This is a genomic window from Pseudomonas sp. P4_D7, assembly GCF_056401755.1.
The window spans coordinates 72203-85695 of the sequence record NZ_JBFUIR010000004.1; the positions used below are offsets into that span (position 1 = coordinate 72203).

At 60.8% G+C, this 13493-nt stretch carries 14 protein-coding genes; 1 reads left to right on the forward strand and 13 read right to left on the reverse strand.

All coding sequences use genetic code 11. The features are described 5' to 3' along the window. Window positions 1-147 precede the first annotated feature (147 nt). The 8 genes from AC1DVF_RS04975 to AC1DVF_RS05010 form a co-directional block, all read right to left on the reverse strand. The gene (locus tag AC1DVF_RS04975) at window positions 148-453 is read right to left on the reverse strand and encodes a DUF6482 family protein (RefSeq protein ID WP_034154117.1); all 306 of its coding nucleotides are present in this window, start codon (window positions 451-453) and stop codon (window positions 148-150) included. A 14-nt stretch (window positions 454-467) separates the two neighbouring features. Next, on the reverse strand, window positions 468-1178 hold the full coding sequence (locus AC1DVF_RS04980; RefSeq protein WP_477782141.1) for an SDR family NAD(P)-dependent oxidoreductase: 711 nt from the start codon (window positions 1176-1178) through the stop codon (window positions 468-470). After that, window positions 1175-1717, reverse strand: coding sequence for a DUF3833 domain-containing protein (locus AC1DVF_RS04985; RefSeq protein WP_093431483.1), 543 nt, complete (start codon window positions 1715-1717; stop codon window positions 1175-1177). Before AC1DVF_RS04985 ends, AC1DVF_RS04980 begins: the two co-directional genes overlap by 4 nt. 81 nt (window positions 1718-1798) lie before the next feature. Continuing rightward, window positions 1799-2356 carry a GTP cyclohydrolase I FolE gene (folE, locus tag AC1DVF_RS04990; protein WP_034154114.1) on the reverse strand — a complete coding sequence of 186 codons (558 nt, stop codon included), beginning with the start codon at window positions 2354-2356 and terminating at the stop codon, window positions 1799-1801. Between the two features lie 313 nt (window positions 2357-2669). Then, complete coding sequence (locus AC1DVF_RS04995) at window positions 2670-3572, reverse strand: bestrophin family protein (protein WP_477782142.1); 903 nt, start codon at window positions 3570-3572, stop codon at window positions 2670-2672. Window positions 3573-3688: 116 nt separating this feature from the next. Then, window positions 3689-4501 carry a DUF1206 domain-containing protein gene (locus AC1DVF_RS05000; protein WP_477782143.1) on the reverse strand — a complete coding sequence of 271 codons (813 nt, stop codon included), beginning with the start codon at window positions 4499-4501 and terminating at the stop codon, window positions 3689-3691. A 118-nt stretch (window positions 4502-4619) separates the two neighbouring features. Further along, a complete protein-coding gene (locus AC1DVF_RS05005; RefSeq protein WP_477782144.1) occupies window positions 4620-5618 on the reverse strand; it encodes an NADP-dependent oxidoreductase in 999 nt (332 codons plus the stop codon). 107 nt (window positions 5619-5725) lie between these two features. After that, complete coding sequence (locus AC1DVF_RS05010; RefSeq protein WP_477782145.1) at window positions 5726-6514, reverse strand: SDR family NAD(P)-dependent oxidoreductase; 789 nt, start codon at window positions 6512-6514, stop codon at window positions 5726-5728. A 223-nt stretch (window positions 6515-6737) separates the two neighbouring features. On the opposite strand from AC1DVF_RS05010, the gene AC1DVF_RS05015 reads away from it, so the two are divergent. Then, window positions 6738-7325 carry a TetR/AcrR family transcriptional regulator gene (locus AC1DVF_RS05015; RefSeq protein ID WP_286079801.1) on the forward strand — a complete coding sequence of 196 codons (588 nt, stop codon included), beginning with the start codon at window positions 6738-6740 and terminating at the stop codon, window positions 7323-7325. A gap of 9 nt (window positions 7326-7334) precedes the next feature. Here AC1DVF_RS05015 and AC1DVF_RS05020 read toward each other — a convergent pair whose 3' ends face one another. The 5 genes from AC1DVF_RS05020 to AC1DVF_RS05040 all read right to left on the reverse strand — a co-directional run bounded on the left by AC1DVF_RS05020 (window position 7335) and on the right by AC1DVF_RS05040 (window position 13439). Continuing rightward, window positions 7335-8339, reverse strand: a complete 1005-nt coding sequence (locus tag AC1DVF_RS05020) for an XdhC family protein (protein WP_477782146.1) — start codon at window positions 8337-8339, stop codon at window positions 7335-7337. Window positions 8340-8351: 12 nt separating this feature from the next. Further along, the gene (locus tag AC1DVF_RS05025; protein ID WP_477782147.1) at window positions 8352-9704 is read right to left on the reverse strand and encodes a c-type cytochrome; all 1353 of its coding nucleotides are present in this window, start codon (window positions 9702-9704) and stop codon (window positions 8352-8354) included. Between the two features lie 17 nt (window positions 9705-9721). Further along, complete coding sequence (locus AC1DVF_RS05030) at window positions 9722-11974, reverse strand: xanthine dehydrogenase family protein molybdopterin-binding subunit (RefSeq protein ID WP_477782148.1); 2253 nt, start codon at window positions 11972-11974, stop codon at window positions 9722-9724. After that, window positions 11974-12429 carry a (2Fe-2S)-binding protein gene (locus tag AC1DVF_RS05035; protein ID WP_064118102.1) on the reverse strand — a complete coding sequence of 152 codons (456 nt, stop codon included), beginning with the start codon at window positions 12427-12429 and terminating at the stop codon, window positions 11974-11976. Before AC1DVF_RS05035 ends, AC1DVF_RS05030 begins: the two co-directional genes overlap by 1 nt. A 77-nt stretch (window positions 12430-12506) precedes the next feature. Further along, on the reverse strand, window positions 12507-13439 hold the full coding sequence (locus AC1DVF_RS05040) for an AraC family transcriptional regulator (RefSeq protein ID WP_477782149.1): 933 nt from the start codon (window positions 13437-13439) through the stop codon (window positions 12507-12509). Between the last annotated feature and the right edge of the window lie 54 nt (window positions 13440-13493).

Genomic DNA, 13493 nt, shown 5'->3' on the forward strand with positions numbered 1-13493 from the left:
AAAAATCATGGTTATGACAGCATTTATATTTTGCTGTTTTCAGTCAGCCAACAACGTTCAACTGACGCACGGCCGTAAAACCAGCTTAGCGGGTACGCGACAAATGGGGCGGCCCCGCTCATTACCAGTTGATGTGCGTGGTTCGACTCATACGGGCGTAGTGAGCGAAAACGGAATGCGCAGCTCTTCGACAGGCCCTGAATCGCGCCCGCACATTTCGTCGTGCACGCATTGCTGCACCAGTACGCAGGGAAAGGCCGGCACGGTCTGTAGCAAGTCCCGCAGGTGGGTGATCGAGCGCAGGTGCATCGGCTTGGCCGCGTCATCCAGCAAGGTGAACTGGCCGTGATCCAGACGGATCCGCGCCAGATAAAAACCACCTTCGAGTGACAACAGCTCCAGTTCGCGTATTTCACTGTTGGCCGCACGTTCGGTGAGGGCTTGCAGGTTCATGCTTCACTCCTTGCCTACCAGGGTAGGCATTCTCCATCGTAGGCAAAGAAATGGCCGCTGTCGGCCGGCGTCAACTGGTCAATCAAAGTCAGTAACTGTTCAGCGGCAACGTCTGCCGGACGGGCGCTGGAGGCGCCGCGAAAAGGTTGCGACAACCCCGACACCACCGTGCCCGGGTGCAGACTGAGCAAGCGACTCTGCGGGCGCGTGCGTGCCAGTTCGATGGCGGCGGTCTTGATCAGCATGTTCAGCGCAGCCTTGGAAGCGCGGTAGGCGTACCAGCCGCCCAATCGGTTGTCGCCAATGCTTCCGACCTTGGCCGAAAGCATCGCCATCGCTCCCCGAGGATCGAGCAGTGGCAGGAAATGACGCAACACCAATGCCGGTCCCAGCGTGTTCACTTGAAACACGGTTTGCAGCGCCTCCGGCTCGATCGCGCTGAAGCTTTTTTCCGGCTTGATCCCGTCACGATGGAGCAGACCGGCCGCGTGAATGATCAGTTGATACGGCGCTTCGCCTGCCAGTTCGGCGGCGGCGCTGGCAATCGTTTCAGGTCGTTCAAGGTCGAGCGCGGGGAACGTACGGCGCCCCAGCGCGCGAACGCCGGCACAGCGCGGATCCTGTTTCAGCCGTTGGCAAAAGGCTGTGCCGAGGGCGCCACTGGCGCCGATCACCAGCGCGCGATAACCGTCGCCGAGCGAGGCCAGGGTCAATGCGCGGTTCACTCGCTGACTCCCGCGCCTTGGCGACGGAAGAACAGTGTCACTTGGCCGACCTCTACACCGAACTTGGACATGCTGGTGCGGTTGATCAACGTGTCCTCGTCCATCAAGTACATCCAGTCGTCCATGCTCATTTCGTAAGTCGAGTCGTCGACCGGCAGGTTCAGGCGATAACGCCAGTGCAGCGTATTGCCCGCGACCTGGCCCTCGGCGACACCCACTACGTCAGCCGCGCGACCGCTCCAACGCCCCTGGCCTTCGGGCGTGAGGGTCCAGACGCGACGTTGGCGGGTGCCGTCGCTGTACAGGAAGCGCTCGTCGAGAATCAGGTTGTTACCCTCACGCCGGCTGACGATGTTGACCTCAAAACGTTTGGCCACCTCACCGCTGCGCTTCTGAAACATTCCCCAGGCTTTGACGGGCTGGCTGAAAAAACGCTGCAGGTCCAAGGCCGGTTGTTGCTCGGCATAACGGGCAACATCCACGCTGCCGCAGCTTGCGACGCTGAGTGCCAGTGTCAGTAACAGCAGAAATCGGGTCATTGCCTAACTCCCTGAAACGCACGAGTGAAGAGGGTGAGATTCGAACTGGCGGCTTGTACAGTGACTGTCTCCTGTATAGCTTTATCGCCGCCCGATCAGTTGCAGGAATTCCTGCCGTGTCGTCGAACTGTCCCGAAAAGCACCCAGCATCACGGAGGAGGTCATGACCGAATTCTGCTTCTCAACGCCGCGCATCATCATGCACATGTGCCGGGCTTCAATGACCACCGCGACACCGGCGGCATCGGTGATTTGCTGAATGGCATCGGCGATCTGCCGCGTGAGGTTTTCCTGGATCTGCAGGCGCCGCGCGAACATGTCTACCACCCGCGCGACCTTCGACAGCCCCAGCACCCGGCCGGTGGGGATGTACGCGACATGTGCCTTGCCGATAAAGGGCAGCATGTGGTGCTCGCACAAGGAATACAGCTCGATGTCGCTGACGATCACCATTTCATCGCTCTGCGACTCGAACAGGGCACCGTTGGTGACGTCTTCCAGGCTCATCGTGTAGCCATTACACAGGTACTGCATCGCTTTGGCGGCGCGCTGGGGTGTGTCCAACAGTCCTTCGCGCTCGGGGTTTTCACCGACGCCGACGAGAATTTCACGGTAATGGCTGGCTAATAGTGGGTTCATTCAAGGTGCTCGCGGCAGTGCTGTGCGTGGGGCCAATCCATAGCGAAAGAGTTGTACGCAACGAAGTGCTTTGTATAGGTTTTATTGAAGATAGGCTGAAAAAAATCACCTGACAATGAATCGGCAATCTTTTTTATGCAGATGCGAAAACCTCACATCGGAAAATGTGAGGTGGCGCGAGGAGCGGGAAGGGGGGATGACAGTGAGCGCTACGGCAGAAGCAGGAGCGCGGCGCGATAACAAGCGATGTTGTGCGGCGTTCTGATTGATTTGGAAACCGTCAGACATCCTGACGGTTCCCGATTGCTGCACCTCAAACGTTCTCTGCAAGCCTGCGCACGTCACCCAGGGAGTCACGCTGCATCGACTGCAGATTCTTCTCGATGGTTTCGCACAGCGCTTCCATCTGAATCTGATGCTCGCTGTGGCGAAACGGACTTTGCAGGTCGGTGCCGATGCGCTCGATGGCCAGCAGCATAAAGCCCACCACGGTCGACGCCAGCGGCGTGAACCAGCCCAGCGATTCCACCAGACCGATCGGTACGATCAGGCAGAACAGCGAAATAAACAGCCGCGGAAAATACACATAAGGGTAGGGCAGCGGCGTATTGGCAATTCGCTCCATGCCACCCTGGCTGTTGGACAGGTCCACCAGCGTCGATTCCAACCGCGCCAGGCGAATGCTGTCCAGGCGCCCGGCCTTGTATTCCCGCGCGAGCAAAGTCGCCGAGCCGGTGAGGATATCGTTGGCAAAGTTATTGGTGGTGCCGCTGCGGGCGAACTCCTCGGCGGGAATGAACGCGCGGACTTCCTCAGGGCAAGGCTGGCCTTGCAGATGCGCTGCGAGGCAATTCACATAGGCGACGTGGCGGCGTAATAGAGTCGACTTGACCGGATTGACCTCGTTGTCAGCGTCATCCAGCAACGTCAGCACCTGCCGGGCGAAACTGCGCGAGTTGTTGATCATCGCCCCCCACAGCGTCCGTGCTTCCCACCAGCGGTTGTAGGCGCTGCTGTTGCGGAAACTGATCAACACAATCAACGCCGAACCCAATAGAGTCAGGGGCATGAGGGGTAAATTCAGCTTGGTGTTGAGAAACAACATGAAGTCGACAGTGACAGCGATGTCCCAGAGCAACAGCCAGAACAAGGCCCAGCCGACGTAGCCCAGCGTTTTGATGATCAATCGGTATTTTCTGACGATGGCAGCTTTCAAACGGAAACCTCGTGGCGAGCGGTAAGCGTTAACGCTTTAGCTCGGACGTTGTTTTCGGGGGAAAGGTTCGCTCACCGATGCAGCGCCCGGGTGATCATCGCCAAAGACGTTAGACGCTATGTGCTCGATACGCCTGGCACATCCATATTGATCTTGCGCCAGCAAGCTTCCGACAGACTGTAGACCGAGAACGCCATCAGCCCCAAGGCTATTACCATCAAGATCAGCCAGCCAGCGGGTAAATTCTGCAGTGCATCGAGCGCTTCCTTCATGCCCGGTGGGTCCATGGCTTGATAGGTAGAGCCGCTGATTGCCAGCAGCAATGCGATCTCGATAAACACGACGCCGCGCGCGATCAGACCAAACCGCGAGACCGGGCGGACGTAGCGCATGACCTCTTCGTCGGCCTCGAAATACTTCTCGAACGACGCTTTCCAGCCCTTGATGATGTGAGCAATGCCTACACCGAGCGGCACGAGGGCGATCAGGTACACCAGCCAGTTCGAATGTTCCCAGGACAGAAGATGCGCCAGCCAGTCTTGGGTTTGTCCTGCGGAATTGCCCGAGCTTTTAATCCCGCTGATGAGCAGGCCCAACGCAAAGAACGCCAGAGCACCGTTGACCAGACCGCCCACAAACAGCCCTGTGCGAATCACCAGACCTTTGAGATTTGTGCCGTGATGATCGACATCACGCGTTGCCTGCAGGACACGCCAAGCGGCAAATGCGAGCAGTCCCGCCACGACAAGTCCAACCAAGAAATAGCCGAATGGCTGGCCTAACAAGGCTTCCAGACTCTTGTGGCTGTCCTTCGGTTTAGTCGAATCCTGGGCTGCCAGCAACGCAAAGATACCGATGATCAGATAAAGCATTCCTCGGGCGGCATAGCCTCCCCGAGCGAGGAGGACAAGGTTGCGTTGCGCGGACATGGGGGGATTCCTGAGAGGTTATAAGAGAGCAGACCCTTCTTGCCGGGAGGGGTTCTATGACCTGTCGAAGAACGCAGTGAGCTGGTTTCTACGGATAATTCAGCAATAGCCGGAATCATCACTTGATCAAAACGACGACCTTGCCCTTCGCGCGGCCCTGCTCGACGTAACTCAACGCCTCGGCCGTTGATTCAAAGGGGAACGTTCGATCAATCACCGGTTTGATGATGCCTGCCTCAACCAGCGAGCTGATTTGTTGCAGTTGGACGCCGTTGGCGCGCATGAACACGAACGCGTAATTGACGTCACGCTTGCGGGCCTTGCGCCGAATGGCGAAGCTCAGCAAGCGCATGACCTGCTGCAAGGGCCAGGACAAACCTTGCTCCTGTGCGAATTGCGCGGTGGGTGGCCCAGAGATGGAAATCAGCTGGCCACCGGGCTTGAGCACCTTGAGTGATTTCTCCAGGACATCGGCGCCGAGGCTGTTCAACACCACGTCGTAGTCGTGCAGGACACTGTCGAAGTTCTGCTGTTTGTAGTCGATCACCACGTCAGCCCCCAACGCCTTGACCCATTCGACATTCGCGGTGCTGGTGGTTGTGGCGACAACGGCACCGAGGTGTTTGGCAAGCTGAATGGCGACGGTGCCGACGCCACCGGAGCCGGCGTGAATCAGTACTTTCTGGCCTTTTTTCAGCTGGGCGGTGTCGACCAGCACTTGCCAGGCAGTCAGTGCCACCAAGGGCAGGGAAGCCGCCTGTGCCATGCTGGTATTGGCCGGTTTCAGGGCAATCGCGTTTTCGTTCACGGCGATCAACTCGGCGAAGGTACCGATTCGTGTTTCCGGTGGGCGGGCGTACACCTCGTCTCCCGGTTTGAAGCGTGTCACTTGCGTGCCGACTTTAGTCACCACGCCTGCCAGATCGTTGCCCAGAATCAATGGAAACGCGTAGGGCAGGATCAACTTGAATTCGCCGGTGCTGATCTTCGAGTCCAGTACGTTGACGCTGCTGGCATGGACCTCGATCAAGACGTCGTGAGGACCGATTGCCGGGACGGGCGCTTCGCCCATGCGCCCGGTGTGCTTGCCATAGCGATCAATCAAAAATGCTTTCATCGGAGGGCGGCTCTTGTCGGTGTACGGATGGTAGTCGGTGCGTTGCGGATTCGATGCAGCGCCTTGTGACTGCATCGAATGCGCCGAGCATGCTCGCTAGCTGAAGATCACTCTGGCGTCTGGTAGCGCTGGGCAACCTCAGATTGGCGGATTTGCCCGATCAGGCCCAGCCGTGCGCCCTGCAGGGCATCCCAGCGCTCTGCTTCGTGCAGCGGCGGAATGGTCACTGGTTCGCGACGATCGAAGCCGACGAGCGCAGCATCCACCAGATCACCCACCTCCATGATTTCGCTTAAGGTGTTGATGTCGACGCCGGAGCGATCCCAGATCTCCGTGCGTGTGGCGGCCGGCAACACGGCCTGCACGTAGACGCCCTGAGGCGACAGTTCCAGGCTCAGACCCTGAGACAGGAACAGCACAAAAGCCTTGGTCGCGCCGTAGACCGTCATGCCGAACTCCGGTGCGAGGCCCACCACCGAACCGATGTTGATGATCGCACCGTCACCGGCCTTCGCCAGGCGTGGAGCGATGGCGCTGGCAAGCCGCACCAGTGCGGTGGTGTTGAGGGCGACCAGTTGCGCCACTTTATCGGTGCTTTGCTCGACGAAATGGCCGGACAGCGCCGCGCCGGCGTTATTGACGAGGACGCCGATGCGGGCATCGTCGCGCAGGCGGTTTTCAACGGTGGTCAGATCGCCCGGTTGGGTCAGGTCCGCCGGGATCACATCGACGGCGACGTCGTGTTCGCTGCGCAAGCGCGCAGCCAGTGCATCCAGGCGCGCCTGATCGCGGGCGATCAGTACCAGGTCGTGGCCGCGTTGCGCAAAGCGTTCGGCGTAGACCGCGCCGATGCCGGTGGAGGCGCCAGTGATCAGAACAGTAGGGCGAGTGCTCATGGTTTATCTCTCTTTGAGGGTGTGAGAAACAGAACGCGCTTAGCTTGCGCTGATGCTTGATTCAGTCAGCGACGATTGATGTTGTTCCGTGCCCGTTGATGAAGATCGTTGTTGCGAGCAATTAGGATGATGATCTAAATCTAAACTGTCAACGGTTTTGATTATGGCCAACATCTATGTATCATCGGACGCAGGATTTCCCCGGAAACACGAGGTATTGCACGTGAGAGTGACCAAGGCCCAGGCGCAGGCCAATCGAGAGCACATCGTTGAAACCGCCTCAGAGCTGTTCCGCGAGCGCGGTTTTGACGGCGTCGGCGTGGCGGACCTCATGGCGGCCGCCGGTTTCACCCATGGTGGTTTCTATAAACACTTCGGGTCGAAAGCCGACCTGATGGCCGAAGCTTCGGCGTGCAGTCTGGCCAAATCGCTGACTGGCGCCCAAGCGCTGGATGTTCCGGGCTTTATCAACGTCTATGTGAACAGAGAACATCGCGACGGACGCAGCGACGGTTGCACCATGGCCGCGTTGGGCGGCGACGCGGCGCGTCAGTCGGATGAGGTGAAAGCGACGTTTGCCGAGGGCATTGAGCACACCCTGCAAACCCTGGGCGAGAAATACCCGACAGCGCCGGATGCCGAGGTGGGTGAGGGGCGCAAGAAGATGATTGACCTGCTGTCGCGGGCCGTCGGCGCGATTATCCTGTCGCGTGCCTGCCCGGATGATTCCGCGCTGGCAGACGAGATTCTTGAGGTATGCCGCGCAGAAATGCTCGCTTCGTTGCCGACCGAAAACGCCGTCGCAGAGTAGCAGCGCGGCTCATTCGGCGAGCGCTTTGGCCCTGACGATGGAAAACGCTTGCGGCAGCTGGGCGCCATTCTTCGCCGCAAGAATCTCGGCCATCACGCTGACGGCGATTTCCGCAGGCGTCTTGCTGCCAATGTACAGACCGATCGGCCCGTGCAGCCGCTCAAGTGACGCCTCGGTCTCGCCAAAATGCTCGATCAGGCGTTCGCGACGCAGCTGGCTGTTGCGCCGCGAGCCGATGGCGCCGATATAGAACGCCGGGCCGTGGAGCGCTTCGAGCAAGGCCAGATCGTCGAGTTTGGGGTCATGACTCAAGGCGACGATGCAGGTGCGCAGATCGACCGCGAAGTCGCGGACCACGTCGTCCGGCATGCCGACAATGCGCTCCACACCGTCTACCGCCCAAGTCTCGATGTACTCGGGACGCGGATCGCAAACTGCCACCTTGAAACCGTTGAACAAAGCCATGGTGGCTAGATATTCGGCCAGCGCGCCGGCACCGATCATCAGCATTCGATAGCCCGGCCCCAAGGTGTTGAGCATCTGCACGCCATCGAAGCTGAACTGTTCCGGCCTGGCAGTCGGTTCGAGCATCACCTCACCGGACTCCAACGCCAGGCGACGGCGAACCAGTTGCCCGGCGTCCAGTTGCGTCAGCAGTTCATCGAGCGACTGCCACGCCGGGTTGAACTCAAGGATCAGTTCAAGCGTGCCACCGCACGGCAAGCCAAAGCGATGCGCCTCATCGGCGCTGACGCCATAGCGCACCACTTGCGGCGCGCTGTCGCTAAAAGCGCTGCCGCCATGGGCCGTGGTATAGCGATGGATCAAATCGTCTTCGATGCAGCCACCGGACACGCTGCCCACCACGCGACCATCGTCACGCAAAGCCATCATCGAACCGGTCGGACGCGGTGAAGAGCCCCAGGTGCGCGCCACCGTGGCGAGCAACACACGCTCGCCTGCGGCAAGCCAGTCCCGCGCTGTGCGCAGGACCAGCAAGTCGATGCTTTCCATCAGTGTCTCCTCTTAGCGCATCTGCAGAATGATCGGGCTGCTGCTGGCCGGATCGGTGTGTTCACGCAGTTTGCCCACCGTCTGCGCATCAATCGCAGTGCTTTGGTTGCCCCAGGTGCTGCGCATGAAGGTCAGCACTTCGGCGATCTGCTGATCCGACAGCTGCTCACGGAAGGCCGGCATGCGATAGGCGTCCGGCACGCCGGCCGCCACCACGCGTTGCGAACCATTCAGGGTGATGTTGATCGCCGAGGCGCTTTCCTTGGCCAGTGCAGAAGTCGCGCCGGCCAGCGGCGGCATCCATTCGGACTGGCCCTTGCCGTCCAGACCATGGCAGGAAGCACAACGCGTCACGTAGGTATGAGCACCGGGCGAGTCCAGGCGCTCCGCCGCCGAAACCGCTTGATACTGCCACGGCGCGCCATCTCGTTCGCGATCCCCGGGAAGCGACTTCAGGTAGTGGGCAATCGCGGTCAGATCGTCATCGCTCATGAACTGCGTGGAGTTGTTGAATGCTTCGGTCATCGAGCCGTAGACCACCGCATGTTTGTTGCGACCGGTTTTGAGGAACTGTACGATCTCCGGTTCGCTCCAGCGGCCCAGCCCAGTGTTGTGATCATCACGCAGGCTCGGTGCGTACCAGCCATCGAGCAACGCACCAGCGAGATACGGCTTGCCGGCCTCATCCAGTGCCTTCTCGTTGAACGCCAAACCGCGCGGCGTGTGGCAACTGCCGCAATGTCCRGCGCCTTGAACGAGGTAAGCGCCACGGTTCCACTGTTCATCCTGCGAAGGTTTGGCCGCATAAGGCTCGGCGTCGACAAACACGCCATTCCACAGCGCAATCGGCCAGCGCAGGTTCAGCGGAAACGGAATCGCGCTGGGGATGTTCGCCTGTTTCACGGGCGCCACGCCTTTCATGAAGAACGCATACAGCGCACGCACATCGTCATCACTGAGCTTGGCGTAGGACGGGTAGGGCATCGCCGGGTACAGACGGCGACTGTCGGGCGCCACGCCGTGGCGCACCGCCCGGTCGAAGTCTGCCAGGCTGTAGTGGCCGATGCCGGTTTCCGTGTCCGGGGTGATATTGGTCGCATGGATTGAGCCCAGCGGTGTGGCCATTTCCAGACCGCCAGCGAACGGCGCGCCGCCCGGCACGCTGTGGCAGGCCACGCAATCGCTGAGCCGGGCGACGTATTCGCCACGGGCGACCAGTGCCGGGTCGATGTCGGCCACGGCGATCTGATGGTTTTCCAGGCGCGAGACAGGCTCGCGGGTGACATACCAGGCCAGCAGGCCTGCCGCGACCAGGCACGGCACTGCCAGCCAGCCAGCGGTTCTTGCGAATCGGCTGTTATTCATGGACGCTCCGGCGCTGATCAAGTGAAGGTGTGTCGGCTCATGGGCAGGCTGCGCACCCGCTGACCGGTTAGCCTTGCCACCGCGTTAGCGACGGCGGGCGCGACCGCAGGGAGCGGCGGTTCACCGATGCCACCCATTTTTTCTCCACTCTCGACCACCCGCACGTGAACCCGGGCCATCCGCGCAGGCGGCAGGATCGGATACAAGTCGTAATTGCGCGCCCGGGGTTTGCCATCAATCCACACGGCTTCTTCCACCAGGGTTTGCGACAGCCCCAGCGCCACGGCGCCATTGACCTGCGCTTCGACAATCGCCGGGTTGACGATGCTGCCCGGATCGATCGCCTGCCAGATGTCGTGCACCTTGACTTGGCCGTTCTCGATGGACACCTCGGCGATCACCGCCGTCTCCGTACCGAACGGCGAAGCCATGGCCACGCCGCGCGCACGTTTGCTGCCATCCTCGGCGGTAAACGGGCCGCGCTTCCAGCCTCCGGACAGTTCACCCACCGCTTGCAGCAGAGTGGTCAGGCGTTTGTTGTCGCGTAACAGATGCAGGCGCAGATCAAACGGATCCTTGCCGCCCTTGTCGGCCAGTTCATCGAGGAACGATTCATAGAAGAAGTCGTTCAGCGAGTTGCCCACCGAACGCCAGTAACCGAGCATCGCCGGGCCTTTGACGTAGATCTGCGCGATGCGTTTGTTGGGGATCGCATAGGTTTTGCCTGACAACCCTTCAAGCGCTGTGGGGTCGAGTTTTTCACCCTGTTTGCCAGCGAGCGCTTCGGTCGGGCCTTCGGTGGCACTGATCGCTTCGATTGCCAGCGGCCAGCCGTCGCTGTCCAGTGCGGCACGGAAATTCACCGCAGCAACGGGACGGAGCACGTCACGCAGAAATTCTTCCTCGCGACTCCAGATCAGTTTGACCGGACGGCCAACCGCTTTCGCCAGCGCGATCGCCTGCGGATAGGGACTGGCCGAATCGTAGAGAAAATGCCGACCGAAGAAGCCACCCAGCAGCGGCGAATGTAAGGTGATGCGCGACGGATCCAGCCCTGTGCGTTTGGCAATGTCGGCGCGGAACATGTCCGGCGCCTGATTCGGCAACCAGACTTCCAGCGAACCGTCCGGGTTGAATCGGGCCAGTGCCGAAGGCGGCTCCAACTGGCCGTGGTTCAGGTATTGGTTGTGGTAAGTGGCGTCAATCCGGGTCTTGGTCTCCTTGAGAATCGCCGCCACGTCGCCTTCGTTTTCATCATCTTTGGCCGGGCTTTTATCTTCAGCGAGGCGCTTGAACCAGGCATCGCTGGAAAAGTCAGCGGGCATCGGCCGCACTTTGCTGTCGGCCGTTGGCTCTTGCCAGTCAACCTGAATCGCCTCGACGGCACGTTTGGCGTGCCACCAGCGCTCGGCGACCACCGCCACGGCACCCGGCAGACGATGCACGGAATGCACGCCTTTCATCGCCTTGACCTGCTCTTCGTTGCGCAGGTTGCCCACGGTCATGCCCAGGCGCGGGGCATGTTGCACGGCGGCATGGAGCATGTCGTCGACCTTCAGATCGATGCTGTACAGCGCCTTGCCGGTGGACTTGTCGTAAGCATCGAGGCGCTTCACCGGTTTGCCGATCCAGCGGAACTGGCTCGGATCACGCAGCTTCACGGAGGCCGGATCGGGAACCGGCAGATCCATCGCGCGCTCGGCCAGTTCACCGTAAGCCAGCGAGCGGCCCGACTTGGCATGCACGACTTTGCCTGGCTCGGTGCTCAACTCGCTCACTGGTACGCCAAGTTGCTGCGCGCCCGCCTGCAATAACATGGCGCGGGCAAGGGCGCCGAGGCGGCGCATCACCGGGTAACTCATGCGCACCGACATGCTGCCGCCAGTGATGCGCATGCCGTTTTCTAACACCACATAGGCTTCGCCGGGCGGGGCGGCCTCGACCAGAAAGGTCGACGGATCGGCATCCAGCTCTTCACCGACAATTTGCGCCATCGCGGTAAACGTGCCTTGCCCGCCTTCCATGAACGGGCAGAGCAGACGCACGCGGTTGTCCGGACGAATCTCGAGAAACGCCGGCACCTGCGTGCCGCGCTCAGCCGTCGCCGTTGCCACGGCAGCTTGCACGCGCGTCGCACCCAGCGGCAGGCCGAAGCCGAGCACCAGTGCGCCGACGGCGGTACCGGTGAGAAAACGTCTACGCGAAACATTGATCGGTTCGTGCAGATCCAGTACCGAGGCTTGCTGTGAAGGGTCGATACGAACGTTCATCACGCGTCTCCCTTGCCGGCCAGTTCATGCACGGCGGCATGAATCGCGTTGTAAGTACCGCAGCGGCACAGATTGACCATCGCCGCTTCGATCTGCGCATCACTCGGTTTAGGGTTTTGTTTGAGCAGCGCAGTGGCGGCCATCACCTGCCCGGACTGGCAGTAGCCGCACTGCGCGACCTGCAGATCGACCCAGGTCGAGACCACTCGTTTGCCCACCTCATCGCTTTCGATCGCCTCAATCGTGGTGACCTCGCGGCCGACCACACCCGCCACTGGCGTGACRCACGAGCGCACGACGTTGCCATCCACCAGCACCGAGCAGGCGCCACATTGCGCCAGTCCGCAGCCGTACTTGGTCCCGGTCATGCCCAGATCATCGCGGATCACCCACAGCAAGGGCGTATCGGCGTCGGCATCGACCTGATAGGTCTTCTGGTTGATTCGTAGTTCCATGATTCACCCGCTGATCATCGGTTGACGTGCATTGTTATGAGCGGTGACACGCGGCGAGGCGCATCACCGGTGTTCGTTCAATTCGCGACTGTGCCGAGCGCTTCTGCCTCGAATGGCTGCCCGCGCAAAAGGGCGATGTCACGACTCGGCGCGGTGCCGAACAGCCGGGCATATTCGCGGCTGAACTGCGACGGACTTTCATAGCCGACCGCAAACGCCGCCCGCGAAACGTCCAGGCGTTCTACCAGCATCAGACGGCGGGCCTCGTTGAGCCGCAGCCATTTCTGGTACTGCAGCGGACTCATGCCGGTGAGCTGGCGGAAATGATGGTGAAAGGTCGGCGCGCTCATCTGCACCCGCGCGGCCAGATCGTCGATGCGCAATGCATCTGCGTAGTTGAGCTTGAGCCAGTCGATGGCCTTGGCGATGCGGTAACCCTGGCCATCGACGGCCGTGATCTGCCGCAGCCGCGCACCTTGGTCGGTGTGCAGCAAGCGATAGTGGATTTCGCGCAGAATCAGCGGCGCCAGCACCGGGATCGCCTCGGGTTCATCGAGCAATGCCAGCAGGCGATCAAGTGCGCCCTCCAGCGCGGACGACAGGCTGCCAATCGCGGCGCCCGTGCCCGTTGCTGGCTGGCGCTTGGCCGGCAAGCCGCTCTTGGTGATGACTTCGGCGAGCATGCTCACATCCAGTTTCAGCACGAGGCCGACACAAGGCTGTTGGGGACTGGCGAGCATCACTTCGGAGTTGGCGGGCAGGTCCAGCGACGTCACCAGAAACCGTGAAGGGTCATAGCTGTAGCCCTCACCACCGACCCACAAGCGCTTTTCGCCGCGACCGACGAGAATCAGGCTGGGTTCGATCATGCACACCACGGGCGGCGCTGGCTGGTCGCGACGAAACAGCGACAGCCCGGGTATGGCTGTGGCGAAGTCACCCGGCGCGCTCACACGCGGGTCAATGTGCAATGCCAAAGGCGATTCCTCGGGCAGAGGGGTTGGGATCATGTCGGGTCACTCCTGTTGACCGAACTCTAATCCGCGCGCGAGACGTTTCCTATC